Consider the following 14842-nt stretch of genomic DNA (forward strand, 5'->3'; position numbering starts at 1 on the left):
CCGGGCGGTAAGACCCCGCCTCAAAATTCAGCTGTTATTTTTTTACTTGTTGTAAAGGATGGAAAGCTTTTAAGGTTGTGGCACGCCTCTTAAGAAAAAGATAAGGCGAAGCGATCTCGCTGTTATTTTCAAACAACAAACATTTGTTATTTGTATTATTTAGTGAAAGTTACCAAACGTTTTTCAAAACTATTTTACCTATTGCTTTATTTGACTCCAAATATTCATGTGCTTGTGCAACTTCATCAAACGTAAAAGATTTAGAATCTAGCAATGGACGAAGTTTTCCTTCTTCTACAATTTGCGTTATTTTCGTTAAGATTTCTCCGCAATCATTACGCTTATCTGTATGTAATATTTTTAATGCCATAAAAGTAACGTGCAGAGAGAGTCCTTTTGCGTGTAAAGGAGAGAGGTCATGGGTTGAACGAGCTGCAATAGTTATGACAGTTCCATTGACCGCAGCAGCTTCAAAAGAATGATCAAGATTCTTGCCGCCTACTGTATCAAATATAACTTCAAAACCGTTTCCGTTCGTATGTTTTTGTACATATTCTTGAACAGATTCTTCTTTATAATTAATAGCTATATCGGCTCCTAAACGATGGGCTATTTCCATTTTGTTTTGCTGAGAAGCTGTTGTAAAAACTTTAGCGCCTGCCCATTTAGCTAGTTGAATGGCTACGTGTCCTACGCCACCAGTAGCTCCATGAATGAGAACATTTTGACCAGGTTTAATATTTGCACGATCAAATAAAGATTCCCAAGCTGTAATTGCAACTAATGGTAGAGCAGCAGCTTCTTCCATTGTTAAATTGTTAGGTTTGTGAGCAATTAATCGTGCATCAGCAAGCATAAATTCTGCAAGTGCACCTCCAGTTTCTTTAAAACCTCCGGCACATCCGTATACTTTATCCCCTGATTTGAATTTCGAAACACCTTCTCCTACTTCAATAACAATACCAGCTACATCGCCGTGTAATATAGCTGGAAACTCAGGAGCGACGGCTGAAACGGCACCACTACGCATTTTTGTATCGATTGGATTTACACTTGTTGCTTTTACATCGATTAGAACATGACCTGGTAAAAGTTTTGGTTTTGAAACTTCTTCTAATTGAAATACAGATGAATCCCCAAAAGAATGGATAATTTGTGTTTTCATAGTTTATACCTCCTGTTTGTGGTTATAGCATAGCAAAGTACGAAAAATAAGTATAATATTTTGAATTTTGTTAGTGAGAATTTTATATAGAGAAGGGGAAAGTACGTGAAATAATGTAACGTACTTGCGAAAGCAATTGTAAAGCTTTATGAAGAAAGGCTAGATGTTATTTTTGCAGCATGATTTATTCATTATGTTTATTATTACTCACTTAGTATAGGTATTTTAAAGTGCTACATCACTTTAAAGTACGTAATGCTATTCATGTTATGGCCGATTTATAATAACACTCGTAGCACAAAGAAAGTTATAACGATTACAATAGGCAACAATGTGGTGTTACAGTATTGCCTATCAATTTTGAGTAGAAATATGAAAAGTATAGATTTATATGAATGAAGGAAAGAAAGTGGATTGTGAGCTACAAAAGGATTAAATCGTCTTATTATAGAGAAGCCTTTTGGTTATAATGTAACGTCTGCTCGTGAGTTTAGTACTAAATTAATTGAATGTTTTGATAAAAATGATATTTATTATAACGATCATTATCTTTGAAAATGAATGGTAACTAGGAATACACTTAGAAAAGTATTACGAAATAAATCGTATGTAATTCAAGACATTTTTATTGACGATAATAATTTATGTGGTTAATATATTAGACATAAGATTATTTAATTACTAAAAGTAATCGGATATAAAATGTTTCGTTAAATTCTATAAATAAGTAAGTTGTGGTAGAAATGCTTTGAATTGCCACTATTAATATTGGGGACAATTAAAAAGCGAAAGGTATAAAAAGAATTGGGATTTGATAACTCTTTGTTTTTATAAAACATGAGCTTCTGTACAATTCATTTTTAAAATATTGACAAGGATTATACAACAAGAGGGGGACTGAAATTGGAATCAATGACCTTTGTTTTATTTGGAGCGACAGGGGACTTAGCGAAACGCAAAATTTACCCAGCACTATATAATTTATATAGAGATCAAAAGCTTCCAAAGCAAATATCCGTTATCGGGCTTGGGAGACGTCAAGTATCTCATGTAGATTTTCAAGAAAGAATAAAAGAATCAATAGAGACGTTTTCCCGTCATAGAGAAGAAGGTACTCCAGAACTGGAAGGTTTTTTAGATAATTTTCGCTATTGTCCATTAGATGTGAGTAAGCCGGAAGACTATGAGAGGTTATTACAAGTCGTTCGTGAAAGGGAAGAAGAATTACATATAAAAGGAAATAGAATGTTTTATCTTTCCGTTGCTCCTGAATTTTTCGAGACCATTGCTTTAAATATTAAGGAAAGCGGACTTGATAAAACGGATGGATGGAAACGTCTGATGATTGAGAAACCATTCGGGCACGACCTTACATCTGCTCGTGAGCTTAACGATAAGCTTAGTCGCACGTTTGAAGAAGACGAGATATACCGTATCGATCATTATTTAGGTAAACCGATGATTCAAAATCTTGAGGCATTAGAATTTGCAAATCCTGTTCTCCAATCAATTTGGAATAAAGAACATATAGCGAATGTACAAATCACAGCGAGTGAAACAGTTGGGGTTGAAGAAAGGGCAGGATATTATGACCAGGCAGGGGCCATTCGAGATATGGTTCAAAATCATATGTTACAAATATTAATGATGACTGCTATGAATCTGCCGGAAAAGGTTAATGCATGTGAAATTCGAGAGGAAAAGCGAAAGGTAATGGAAACGCTTCGTAAAGTGAAAAAAGAAGACGTTCAAAGCCATATCATTCGCGGACAATACGCTGCAGGTGAGATAAAAGGCGGGCAAGTTGTAGCATACAAAGAGGAGCCAGGAGTAAATCCTTCTTCTAACATAGACACATTTGTTGCTGCTCGCCTGTGGATCGATAATCCATTTTGGACTGGCGTTCCCTTCTATATACGAACAGGCAAACGAATGAAAGAAAAGTCTACTCGTATTGTAATCGAGTTTAAAAATACGTTAAAACAGCAATATCAAGATAATAATCCAAATGCAGCACCTAACTTATTAATAATTGAAATTAGCCCAGGTGAGAACGTTTCATTACAGTTAAACAGTAAAAATCCATTGAAAAATGGAGAAATTGAACCGATGCGTATTAACTTTACTTGTGAGCAAGCGGATGTGGGAGTACCTGAAGCGTATGAAAGACTCATTCATGATGCTGTGAGTGGAGACGCTACATTCTTTGCACATTGGAGAGAAGTTGAATTGTCATGGGAATGGGTACAACCAATTCTTGAAGCGTTCGAGGAAAACTTATTGCCGCTTTATGAATATGAGTCTGGTTCATATGGTCCAGAAGCGTCTAATGAACTGTTGCAAGAAAGTGGATTTAAATGGTGGTTAGATCAAGAGACGGAAAAATAAGTACTTTCTTTAATAAAAGCATTTAGGGGGACGATTACTATGACACAAAACATAAATCAATTAGCAGTGAATACACTTCGTACGTTATCGATTGATGCTATTAATGCGGCAAACTCAGGTCATCCAGGTCTTCCGATGGGAGCAGCACCAATGGCTTATGCATTATGGGCGAATCATTTAAATTACAATCCTAATCACCCAGAATGGTTTAACCGTGATCGTTTCGTTTTATCGGCGGGACATGGATCTAGTCTGTTATATAGCCTACTTCATTTAGCTGGATATGACGTTTCAATTGATGACTTGAAAAATTTCAGAAAGTTAAATAGTAAAACACCTGGACATCCTGAGTTTGGGCATACTCCTGGAGTTGAAGCGACTACAGGCCCGTTAGGACAAGGGATTGCTAATGCTGTAGGAATGGCAATGGCAGAAGCTCATTTAGCAGCGAAGTTCAATAAGGATGGTCACTCTATTATAGATCACAATACGTATGCTTTAGTCGGAGATGGTGATTTAATGGAGGGTGTCGCTTATGAAGCGATGTCAATGGCAGGACATATGAAACTTGGCAAGTTAATTGTACTGTATGATTCAAATGAAATTTCACTTGATGGTGAATTAGGCATTGCTTTCTCTGAAGATATTCAGAAAAGGGCAGAATCTGTACATTGGCAATATGTAAGAGTTGAAGATGGAAACGATGTTGATGCGATTACAAAAGCTATTCAATCAGCGAAAGAAAATACGGATCAACCTACTCTTATAGAAATTAGAACCATTATAGGTTATGGAAGTCCAAAAGTTGCTGGAACGAACAAAGCACATGGTAATCCGCTTGGAGTAGAAGAAGCGACAGCGACAAAACAAGTGTATGGTTGGGATTATGAGGAAGATTTCTTTGTACCTGAAGAAGTAAAAGCTCATTTTAATGAACTAAAACAAAAAGGTATTGAAAAAGACAATGACTGGAATGAGCAGTTCAACTTATACAGAGAAGCGAATCCTATACTGGCAGATGAATTAGAAAAAGCGATTACAGGTGAGGTTTTAATTGAAGCAAAAGACATTCTATCTTTTGATACTGAAAAAACGATTTCCACTCGTGTTGCAAGTGGGGAAGCTATTAATCATTATGTGAAATCGATTCCTTCTATTTTCGGTGGAAGTGCGGATCTTTCTCATTCTACGATGACAGATATAAAAGGTGAAGCAGTATATGCAGTAGAATCATATGCTGGACGAAATATATATTTCGGTGTACGTGAACATGCAATGGGCGCTGCAGCGAATGGATTGGCGCTTCATGGAGGAGTAAAACCTTTCGTAAGTACATTCTTTGTATTTAATGATTATCTTCGTCCGTCCATTCGACTGGCTGCACTGCAAAAGTTACCTGTTACTTACGTATTTACACATGATTCGATTGCTGTAGGAGAAGATGGTCCAACGCATGAACCAATTGAACAATTGGCAGCTCTTCGAGCAATTCCTGGTTTAACAGTTATCCGCCCGTCAGATGCAAATGAAACAGCAAGTGCTTGGGCGTATGCTTTACAGCAAACGGATGGTCCAGTCGTTTTAGTACTGAGCCGTCAAAATTTACCGGTGTTTAATGAAACGAAAGCGAACATAGAGAATCTCTCTAAAGGAGCTTACGTATTAACACAAACGAATGAAAATCCGGATGTGATTTTAATTGCGACAGGTTCTGAAGTATCCTTAGCTGCTAGTGCGAAAGCAAAATTAGAAGAAGATCAAGTTTCTGTTCGCATCGTTGCAATGCCGAGCTGGGAGTTATTCGATCACCAATCGAACGAATATAAAGAATCCGTTCTTCCGTCTTCTATAACGAAACGAGTATCTCTTGAGATGGGTGTATCTCTCGGTTGGGAACGTTATGTAGGACAAGAAGGAAAAGTACTATCAATTGAAACATTTGGAGCTTCAGGTACTGGAGCTGAAGTCATGAATCTATTTGGATTTACGACAGAAAATGTTGTTCAAATTACAAAAAATGTGTTGAATTCTTAAGCTATGACTGTGAATACCTTTCTGTACATATTAAAATTTCAGTGCTGAAAGGTATTCCAGATTGTAGTGATATGGATTTTTAATAAAAGATGATTTGAGGAGGAATTATATTATGCAAGTAGGATTAATTGGGTTAGGTAAAATGGGATTAAATTTAGGGAAAAATTTAATGGATCATAAACATGAAGTAGTAGCATTTGATTTAAATACGAGCGCAGTAGAAGAAATGAAAGAGTACGGGGCAACAGGTACATCTAGTTTAAGTGAACTTGTTCAGTCATTACAATCACCAAGAATTCTTTGGGTAATGGTACCACACGCTGTTGTTGATTCTGTTATTGATGAGGTTACACCACTTTTATCAAAAGGAGATATTTTAATTGAAGCTGGTAATTCACATTATAAAGAGTCTATCCGCCGATATGAGCAATTAAAGAAAGATGGCATTCACTTTATGGATGCAGGAACTTCTGGCGGAATGGAAGGCGCTCGTAATGGTGCTTGTTACATGATCGGAGGAGATCAAGAAGCTTGGGACATCGTTGAACCTATCTTCCGCGATACTGCTGTAGAAAATGGATTCTTATATGCTGGAAAAGCTGGTAGTGGTCACTTCTTAAAAATGGTTCATAACGGAATTGAATACGGTATGATGGCTGCTATTGGTGAAGGATTTGAGATTCTAGAAAAAAGTGAATTTGACTACGATTATGAAAAAGTATCAAGAGTATGGAACAACGGTTCAGTGATTCGTTCTTGGTTAATGGAATTAACAGAAAATGCATTTTCTAAAGATGCAAAACTGGATGAGATTAAGGGTGTTATGCATTCTTCTGGTGAAGGAAAATGGACAGTAGAAACAGCATTAGACCTTCAAACAGCAACTCCTGTTATCGCAATGTCTCTATTAATGCGCTACCGCTCATTAGACAATGATACATTTACAGGAAAAGTTGTAGCAGCTCTGCGCAATGAATTTGGCGGACATGCAGTAGAAAAGAAATAAAGTGAAACTTTAATAAGTAGGGGCTTCATTCCACACAAATCGGGCTTTTACGGGATAAGCATATTAAACATGTAACTCATCAACGTTTAAAAACTGGAGGGAATTAATCATGAAATTTTTTATTGATACTGCAAATCTTGAGGATATAAAAAAAGCATATAAACTTGGAGTTTTAGCTGGTGTTACAACGAATCCTTCTTTAGTAGCAAAAGAGGGCATTAAATTTGAAGACCGTATTGCAGAAATTTGTCAGGCAGTTCCTAAAGTTGAATCTGTTTCGGCAGAAGTAACGCCAGATGCGGTTACAGCTGAAGAGATGATCGCCCAAGCAGAAGAACTGATTAAAATTAACGGTGGCGATGAAAAAGTTACAATTAAACTTCCGATGACGTTAGCAGGATTAGAAGCTTGTCGCTACCTTACTGAAAAAGGTGTGAAAACGAATGTTACACTTATTTTCACGGTGAACCAAGCACTTTTAGCTGCTCGAGCAGGTGCAACGTACGTTTCTCCATTTTTAGGACGTTTAGATGATATTTCTGAAGATGGTGTACTATTAGTTGCTAAAATTGCTGAATTATTCGATGTTCATCAATTAGATACACAAATTATTGCGGCTTCTGTTAGACATCCAGATCATGTAACTCGTGTAGCGATGGCAGGTGCTCACATTGCAACAATCCCTTATAAAGTAATTGAACAACTTGCTATGCACCCATTAACAGACCAAGGTATTGAGAAATTTGCTGCGGATTGGGCGAAAGCGCCTAAATTATAATGTTATGAAAGTGAAGGTGCTTTCCGAAAGTTGTTTTTCATGAGAAGACAAATCCTAAGTAACTTCATCGTTTAAAGTGGATACTGAGTTTGTAGTCTTACTACGTGAAAACAGCAAGAGAAGAAAGTGTCATTCACTTTTAAAAAAGGGAAAATTGATCGCGCGAAGCGTTTATCACAATAACATTATAATTATGGAAGAGAAATCCCCTTATCAGAGAGGTGAGTTAACATGTATCTCTGATAAGGGAGATTCTTTTTGTATAAATTATTATTTTGTGAAGATGATTTGTATATCGATATATAAATTCTTACTCATGAAAGAACTATATAGGTTCTCTTAATTGTATAGCAATTTTGAAAGGGTTTACATAAAGGGGTGGAACTGCGTATGAATATGTACCTTTTAATGATTACATTATTATCAATCGTAATTGTTATTTTAGGGGTATCGTGGTGGAGATGGCATGCATTTATTAGTTTAACGATTGCAAGTTTGTTTTTAGCAATTATGTCTGGGATGCCAATGGATAAAATAGTGAGTGCTTATGAAACGGGAGTCGGCAGTGTTCTCGGGCATTTAGTAGGTATTTTAGTATTAGGTACAATTTTAGGGAAAATGATGGCAGAGTCAGGTGCTGGAATGCAAGTGGCAGAGTTCTTTATTAAATCATTTGGGATAAAAAACTTACCATGGGCGATGTTAATTGCAGGTTTTATTATTGGAATCCCGGTGTTTTTTGAAGTAGGCATTTTAATATTACTGCCGTTAGTAATTTCAATTCATAAAACAACGAAACAAAATATTTTATTGATAGCATTACCAGCAATTGCTGGGCTATCTGTCGTACACGGCCTTGTTCCTCCGCATCCAGGGGCCATAGTTGCAATTGGTATTTATAAAGCGAATCTTGGGAAGGTACTAATGTATTCACTCATTATTACATTTTTTGCAGCGATTATTGCAGGTCCTATATTTGCGAAATGGATTCACAAACGTGTAATTCCTGAAAATGAGCCGGAATTGATTCGTGTAAATACAAAATCAACGAAATTACCAGGAATAGGAGTTTCATTTTTAGTTATATTGTTACCTGTTATGTTAATGGTTTTAGCTGCAGCAGCTCCTTATGTGCCTCTTTCTAATACTTTGATGAAGATTGTCACATTAATCGGTAGTCCTATAATTGCACTATTGATTGCATGTTTTGCGGCGTTCTATTTTCTTGGATTTCGTCAAGGTATCGATAAAAAAGCTATTAAGAAGATAACAGAAGATAGCTTATTACCAATTGGTTCAATTGTTGCGATTATTGGTGCTGGTGGGGGATTTAAGCAAATTCTCATCGATAGTGGGGTAGGGAATGCTATTGCTCAAATGTCTGAGCATTTAGCTCTATCTCCAATTGTATTAGCATTTATAGTAGCTGGGTTAATTCGAATTGCGACAGGGTCAGCGACAGTCGCTTTAACAACAGCAGCCGGTATCGTTTCGCCAATCGTTGAAAATACGACAGGTGTGAACTTAGAGTTACTCGTTATTGCAACAGGTGCAGGAGCGTTAATGTTTTCTCACGTAAACGATGCTGGGTTCTGGATGGTAAAAGAATACCTAGGTTTAACAGTGAAAGAAACATTTAAAACATGGACAGTATTAGAAACGTTACTTTCATTTATCGCTTTTGGAGGCGTTTTACTACTCGATATGTTTGTTTAAGATAAAGATGTTTCTATTTAGATAATTGTGGCATAAAACGTTATCAATAGATAAAAGGAATGTATTTTTATGGTGGGATACTGTAGCAATTTTTTGTTAGGAGGAAGAGATGGTGAGCTCAAAATATATGATTGGTGTAGATATTGGGACAACTAGTACAAAATCAGTTCTATTTTCTACTGATGGATCTGTTATTGCTAGTCATGGAATTGAATATCCTTTATATTCTCCTACACCTGAAACAGCAGAACAAGACCCAGAAGAAATCTTTCATGCAGTAATAAATACGATTAAAGAAACTGTACGAATAAGTAGTGTACAGCCGAATGATATTCTTTGTGTCTCTTTTAGTTCGGCAATGCATAGTATCATTGCTGTAGATGAAAAAGGAGAGCTATTAACGAGATGTATCACTTGGGCAGATAATAGAAGTGCAAGCTGGGCGGAGAAAATAAAGAATGATATGAATGGTCATGAAATTTACCTTCGTACTGGGACACCAATTCATCCGATGTCACCACTTTCGAAATTAGTTTGGCTACAGAATGAGCAAGCAGAGTTATTCGCAAAAAGTTATAAATTTATTTCTATTAAAGAATATGTTTTTTACAAGTTATATAAAGAATATGTAATTGATTATTCTATAGCATCAGCGACAGGAATGTTCAATTTAAAATCTTTAAAGTGGGATGAAGAGGCTTTACATGTAGCGGGAATTACAGATAAAAAGCTTTCAAAGCTTGTTCCAACAACGCACAGTTTAACAGGATTAGATGAAGAGTTTGCCAAAGAGATGAATGTACTTGTTTCTACGCCTTTTGTAGTAGGAGCGAGTGATGGAGTACTATCTAATTTAGGTGTAAATGCAATAGATCCTGGCGTTGTGGCTGTTACAATTGGTACAAGCGGTGCGATACGTGCTGTAACAAATCGTCCTGTAACAGATCCAAAAGGTAGAATTTTTTGTTATGCGTTAACTGAAGACCATTGGGTAATCGGTGGACCAGTTAATAACGGCGGTATGATTTTCAGGTGGGCTCGTGACCAATTGGGCACTTCAGAGATTGAACTTGCAAAGCGCTTAGGAAAAGATCCATATGAGGTGCTTACTGAAATTGCAGCAAAAGTGAATCCGGGATCTGACGGTTTATTATTTCACCCGTATTTAGCGGGGGAAAGGGCTCCTTTATGGAATGCAAATGCGCGAGGATCTTTCTTTGGACTCGGATTGCATCATAAGAAAGAACATCTGATACGTGCTGTTTTAGAAGGAGTAATTTATAACTTATATACAGTTCTTCTCGCTTTAAAAGAACTAATTGGCGAACCGAAAAAAATTCAAGCGACAGGCGGTTTTGCAAGGTCGGAACTTTGGAGACAGATGATGGCGGATATTTTCCATCAAGACGTATATGTTCCGGAAAGTTTCGAAAGCTCTTGCTTAGGAGCTGCAATCCTCGGTTTATATAGTTTAGGTGAAATAGATACATTATCCGTAGTTTCTGAAATGGTAGGTGCAGATTTTCATCATGAGCCAAACATGGAAAGTGTGGAAAAATATAAAGATTTAACGCCAATCTATATCCGTTTGTCCCGTCAATTGGAAGAAGAATATGAAAGTATAGCAGCGTATCAAAAAAAGTGGGTTTAAAAGCTATTTACCAAGAAAATATGGTAACGTATAAAGAGGTACTCCGATTTTTTAGGATACTCTTTCAACATAAAATATTTTAAAAAGTATGATGAACGAAAAATATAGGGAGAGAGGGTTATGAAAATGAAGGATAACAAAGAGTTTATCGGATATGTTGGGACTTACACGAAAGAAAATAGCGAAGGAATATATAAGTTTATTTTAGACACGGAAGCAAAAAAAATTGGTAATGTAACACTTACTGCTAAGCTGGATAACCCTACATATGTAACGATTAACCGAAATAATGAATATCTCTATTCTGTTGTTAAGGAAGGCGAATCTGGCGGTGTAGCTGCTTATTCCATTGATAGTCATACTGGAGAACTAAAAGCGAAAAATAGACAAGTAGTAGAAGGGGCTTCTCCTTGTCATATTAGTGTTGATAGTGGAAATCATACAGTAGTTACAGCAAATTACCATAAAGGAACAATTGAGTCTTTTGAAATAAATGAAGAAAATGGAACTGTAAATCCTGCTTCATCTATTATGGCACATGAAGGTTCAGGTCCGAATAAAGAAAGACAAGAAAAACCACATGCACATTACGCGGGGTACACTCCTGATGAAAAATATGTAGTGGGCGTTGATTTAGGGATAGATAAAATAATTACGTATGAAGTAAAAGATAGTACATTAATAGAAGTGAATAGCCTGTCTGTGAATCCGGGAAGTGGACCAAGACACATTGCTTTTCATCCAAATGGAAAATACGCTTATGTAATGACGGAGCTTAGTTCAGAGGTTATTGCGCTAACATATAACTCGGAAGAAGGATCCTTTACAGAATTACAGTATATTTCTACTCTTCCAGAACAATTTGATGAAAATAGTCAAGGCAGTGCTATCCATATTTCTTCTGACGGCCGCTTTGTATATGCAGGTAATCGTGGTCATAATAGTATCGCTGTTTATAGCGTAGATCAAAACTCAGGCCAGCTTACATTTGTGGAACATACATCTACAGAAGGAAATTGGCCAAGGGACTTTGTATTAGATCCTACTGAAAAGTTTCTTGTTGCTACAAATGAAAAGTCACATAATCTTGTGTTATTTTCAAGAGATGAATCTACAGGTAAGTTAACACTTTTACAATCTGATGTTGTTGTGCCAGAGCCTGTTTGTGTGAAGTTTTTAAATATATAATTTCAGATGCCTAAACAAAAGCAAAGCGATATCGCTTTGCTTTTTATTATTTCTTTTTCGGTCTACGTACTAATTCGCCGCCGCAGTTTGGACAAACGTTATGTCTTTCTTCTGTACATGGTGCGCAAAATGTACATTCATATACACAAATGTATGCTTCAGAATCTTGTTCGAGCGATTGATCGCAAATTTGACAGTTTGTTTTCATTTCTAGTGCCATAATAAGTCTCCTTTTAGTTAGAAAATTTATAATTTAATTATAATTCATTAAATAGAAATAGTCCTTTTCAATTGAAAGGAAATCGAATGATAAAGTTATGAATTGAAACGAAAGATGCTGGTTTATTTTAAAATTGATTATTTATTACAGTTGGAATATTATGAAATAGTCAAAAGACAACAGGGGGTATAGATTTTGACTAATCATAATGATCATTTAAAAGCAAACTGCGAAAAATGCTTTGGTCTATGTTGCGTTGCATTACCGTTCGCAGCATCGGTAGATTTTGCAGTGAATAAAGATGGTGGTAAACCATGTTCTAACTTACAATCAGATTTTAAATGTAGTATACATAAAAATCTTAGAGGAAAAGGTTATAAAGGTTGTACAGTATTTGAGTGTTTCGGTGCTGGGCAGAAGATTTCTCAGGGTACGTTTAAAGGGATTGATTGGCGGAAAGATGCAAAGCATGCAAGAAAAATGTACGATGCTTTTCCGGTTATGCATCAACTTCATGAAATGCTTTGGTATTTGAATGAAGCGATTCTTTTAAAGGCAACACAGCCAATTCATAAAGAGCTGGAGACCGCAATTGAGGAGACAGAGCGACTTTCGAATTTAAATCCAGATGAGTTAATGAAAATAAATGTTCCAATGCATAGGGCAGAGGTGAACATTCTTCTTTTAGAAACGAGCGAATTAGTATGGAAGGAAATGAATACTGCACGTAAGAAACGAATCATTCACCGCGGAGCAGATCTTATGGGAGCAAATTTGAAAAAGAAAAATTTACAAGGTGCAAATTTAAGGGGTGCTTACTTAATTGCGGCTAACTTAAATGGAGCAAATTTAAGAGGAGCAGATCTTATCGGAGCAGATTTAAGAGATGCAGATATTCGCGGGGCTGATTTTACAAATAGTATTTTTCTGACGCAAGTTCAAATTAACGCAGCGAAAGGGGATAAGCATACGAAATTACCGAAAATGTTATCCCGTCCATCGCATTGGAGTGCGTAAAGAGTGAGGAGTGTTTAGTGTGGATATATTTCAGTATTTAGAAGAGATGCAAGAGGATGTCTTTTCGTTAGCAGTAGAGCAAATAGAAGCGAAGTATTATGATATATACCGATTTGTATTGGTTTTCATGACCAAGATCCAATAATGCGAACAGGCAGAGACTAAAAATCTCTGCCTGCTTTTTATTTCTTTTCAAAAGTAGTAATTAAAACGCTACATATAATAAGAATACCGCCAATAAAAAAGTTACTATTTAATGTCTCATTTAATAAGAGCCAGCCAAGTAATGATCCAACAATAGGTTGGAAGAAGAAAAATAAGGAACCGATGCTTGCATCTATTAATTCTAATCCTTTATTCCAAAGGAAAAAGGCACCTGCTGTTGAGACAATACCTAAGTATAATACGCCTAATATTACGTACGTATTTACTGTTCCGATAGAGGATGTTTGTAGTTCCCATATCATAAAAGGTGTAATAAAAAAGAGTGAAAAGAATATGGCATACGTTGTAATAACTAAGGATGAAAATTGGATTGAAGCGCTTTTTACATAAATAGATAGTAAGGCCCACGTAATAGCGGCTCCAACTAAAATGATTGTTCCGATAAAATAGGAGCCAATTTCAATATCCCATCCGATTACGATAATGACACCGATTGTCGCTATTATAGTAGATAAAAGTCTACGAGCGGTTAGTTTTTCTTTCAAAATGAGCGCTGCAAATATAACCATAAATGCAGGCGTAGCTGATGTAACTAACGAGCCTGTATGAGCGTCGGATAATTTTGTTCCGATAAATTGGCATGTGATTGAAATGAAATATCCAATAAATCCTATCCAAGCGAAGAGGAGCCAATCTTTTTTGCGAATGTTTACTTTTTTCTTTTGTTTTTTCTCAGCTAGTTTCAAAATGCCATACAAAACAACAAAAGCAATGATAAAGCGTAGCCAAACGAGTGTTAGTGGTGGGATAAAATCGAGTACGTATTTGCTAACAACATACATACCACCCCATATACTTGCTGCTAGTGATAAACATATAGCTCCTACAATTGTTTGTTTCATGTAAAGTACCTCCGTCTATTTTTAGGGTATTATGAGTTCCCTAAGACGAGGCGTAGTGTATGTGTTATATGATTGCCCGTCTTAGTTTATAGACGGCCTACAGGTTGATCGTTTTCGAATGAAGTGTTGTAGTACATGCGTGCATTCCTCCTCTTTAAGTTATAATGATATTATAACTTAATTTTCTGATTATTGGAGGTTGTTATGAAATATATCGTTATAAAATCACATGTTAGCAATTATCCTAATCCAATTCGCTTAGAAGAGGGGGATGTAGTGAAAATGATAGAGAGTTACGCTGGTCCGGAAAACTGGGAAAACTGGATGTTTTGTCACGAAGAGAAATATGACCGGAAAGGATGGGTTCCGGAGCAAATTATAAAAAAAGATATGAATGGAACAGGAATTATTATAAAACAATATACTGCGAAAGAATTAAATGTGAGTATTGGAGAAAGAGTGATTGGATTAGAAGAATTCAATGGATGGGTTTGGGGCGAAGGAAGAGATGGTGAGAAGGGCTGGGTACCAAAGGAAAACTTACAAAAATATTAATAATAATATTTGATCAATAATTAGGAAACATATTTTTGCTTATGAGTATATTGGTTG

13 protein-coding genes and 1 pseudogene are annotated in these 14842 nt (G+C 36.2%); 11 read left to right on the forward strand and 3 right to left on the reverse strand.

Annotated features, from left to right (window positions below; all coding sequences use genetic code 11):
* Window positions 1-169 precede the first annotated feature (169 nt).
* Window positions 170-1165 carry a zinc-dependent alcohol dehydrogenase family protein gene (locus AU379_RS07350; protein ID WP_061139065.1) on the reverse strand — a complete coding sequence of 332 codons (996 nt, stop codon included), beginning with the start codon at window positions 1163-1165 and terminating at the stop codon, window positions 170-172.
* A 402-nt stretch (window positions 1166-1567) separates the two neighbouring features.
* Between AU379_RS07350 and AU379_RS28590 the strand changes: the two are divergent.
* The 8 genes and pseudogenes from AU379_RS28590 to AU379_RS07385 all read left to right on the forward strand — a co-directional run.
* Window positions 1568-1720: pseudogene (locus tag AU379_RS28590) on the forward strand (glucose-6-phosphate dehydrogenase); the annotation flags it as partial.
* Between the two features lie 348 nt (window positions 1721-2068).
* On the forward strand, window positions 2069-3553 hold the full coding sequence (zwf, locus tag AU379_RS07355; RefSeq protein WP_000445363.1) for a glucose-6-phosphate dehydrogenase: 1485 nt from the start codon (window positions 2069-2071) through the stop codon (window positions 3551-3553).
* 39 nt (window positions 3554-3592) lie between these two features.
* Entirely contained in the window at window positions 3593-5587 is a 1995-nt protein-coding gene (gene tkt / locus AU379_RS07360; protein WP_061139066.1) for a transketolase, read from the forward strand.
* A 112-nt stretch (window positions 5588-5699) separates the two neighbouring features.
* Window positions 5700-6593, forward strand: coding sequence for a phosphogluconate dehydrogenase (NAD(+)-dependent, decarboxylating) (gnd, locus tag AU379_RS07365; RefSeq protein ID WP_001195925.1), 894 nt, complete (start codon window positions 5700-5702; stop codon window positions 6591-6593).
* Window positions 6594-6702: 109 nt separating this feature from the next.
* On the forward strand, window positions 6703-7371 hold the full coding sequence (gene fsa, locus AU379_RS07370) for a fructose-6-phosphate aldolase (RefSeq protein WP_000667676.1): 669 nt from the start codon (window positions 6703-6705) through the stop codon (window positions 7369-7371).
* Window positions 7372-7761: 390 nt separating this feature from the next.
* Window positions 7762-9087 (forward strand): gluconate permease GntP, encoded by a 1326-nt coding sequence (gntP, locus tag AU379_RS07375; RefSeq protein WP_001057623.1) that lies wholly within the window; start codon window positions 7762-7764, stop codon window positions 9085-9087.
* A 109-nt stretch (window positions 9088-9196) separates the two neighbouring features.
* A complete protein-coding gene (gene gntK / locus AU379_RS07380; RefSeq protein WP_061139067.1) occupies window positions 9197-10738 on the forward strand; it encodes a gluconokinase in 1542 nt (513 codons plus the stop codon).
* Between the two features lie 120 nt (window positions 10739-10858).
* A complete protein-coding gene (locus tag AU379_RS07385; protein ID WP_065845315.1) occupies window positions 10859-11926 on the forward strand; it encodes a lactonase family protein in 1068 nt (355 codons plus the stop codon).
* 46 nt (window positions 11927-11972) lie between these two features.
* On the opposite strand, the gene AU379_RS07390 is transcribed toward AU379_RS07385, so the two are convergent.
* Window positions 11973-12146: a DUF1272 domain-containing protein gene (locus tag AU379_RS07390; protein ID WP_001162788.1), complete on the reverse strand. Its 174-nt coding sequence runs from the start codon at window positions 12144-12146 to the stop codon at window positions 11973-11975.
* A gap of 195 nt (window positions 12147-12341) precedes the next feature.
* Here AU379_RS07390 and AU379_RS07395 point away from each other — a divergent pair, with 195 nt between their 5' ends.
* Together AU379_RS07395 and AU379_RS31125 are read left to right on the forward strand one after the other, a co-directional pair.
* Window positions 12342-13163, forward strand: a complete 822-nt coding sequence (locus AU379_RS07395) for a pentapeptide repeat-containing protein (RefSeq protein WP_000181431.1) — start codon at window positions 12342-12344, stop codon at window positions 13161-13163.
* 19 nt (window positions 13164-13182) lie between these two features.
* Window positions 13183-13308: a hypothetical protein gene (locus tag AU379_RS31125; protein ID WP_255256462.1), complete on the forward strand. Its 126-nt coding sequence runs from the start codon at window positions 13183-13185 to the stop codon at window positions 13306-13308.
* 37 nt (window positions 13309-13345) lie between these two features.
* On the opposite strand, the gene AU379_RS07400 is transcribed toward AU379_RS31125, so the two are convergent.
* Entirely contained in the window at window positions 13346-14230 is an 885-nt protein-coding gene (locus AU379_RS07400) for a DMT family transporter (RefSeq protein ID WP_061139068.1), read from the reverse strand.
* Window positions 14231-14434: 204 nt separating this feature from the next.
* Here AU379_RS07400 and AU379_RS07405 point away from each other — a divergent pair, with 204 nt between their 5' ends.
* Window positions 14435-14785 (forward strand): SH3 domain-containing protein, encoded by a 351-nt coding sequence (locus AU379_RS07405; protein WP_000875282.1) that lies wholly within the window; start codon window positions 14435-14437, stop codon window positions 14783-14785.
* Window positions 14786-14842 lie beyond the last annotated feature (57 nt).

Source organism: Bacillus sp. JH7 (assembly GCF_001563515.1).
In the GTDB taxonomy this organism is placed as follows: Bacteria; Bacillota; Bacilli; order Bacillales; family Bacillaceae_G; genus Bacillus_A; species Bacillus_A cereus.

Bases quoted from the DNA above. Each gene is read 5' to 3' on its own strand.
- AU379_RS07390 (WP_001162788.1), bottom strand. From the start codon at position 12,146: ATGGCACTAGAAATGAAAACAAACTGTCAAATTTGCGATCAATCGCTC.
- AU379_RS07405 (WP_000875282.1), top strand. From the start codon at position 14,435: ATGAAATATATCGTTATAAAATCACATGTTAGCAATTATCCTAATCCA.
- gntK (WP_061139067.1), top strand. From the start codon at position 9,197: ATGGTGAGCTCAAAATATATGATTGGTGTAGATATTGGGACAACTAGT.
- tkt (WP_061139066.1), top strand. From the start codon at position 3,593: ATGACACAAAACATAAATCAATTAGCAGTGAATACACTTCGTACGTTA.
- fsa (WP_000667676.1), top strand. From the start codon at position 6,703: ATGAAATTTTTTATTGATACTGCAAATCTTGAGGATATAAAAAAAGCA.
- AU379_RS07385 (WP_065845315.1), top strand. From the start codon at position 10,859: ATGAAAATGAAGGATAACAAAGAGTTTATCGGATATGTTGGGACTTAC.
- gnd (WP_001195925.1), top strand. From the start codon at position 5,700: ATGCAAGTAGGATTAATTGGGTTAGGTAAAATGGGATTAAATTTAGGG.
- AU379_RS07350 (WP_061139065.1), bottom strand. From the start codon at position 1,165: ATGAAAACACAAATTATCCATTCTTTTGGGGATTCATCTGTATTTCAA.
- AU379_RS07400 (WP_061139068.1), bottom strand. From the start codon at position 14,230: ATGAAACAAACAATTGTAGGAGCTATATGTTTATCACTAGCAGCAAGT.
- gntP (WP_001057623.1), top strand. From the start codon at position 7,762: ATGAATATGTACCTTTTAATGATTACATTATTATCAATCGTAATTGTT.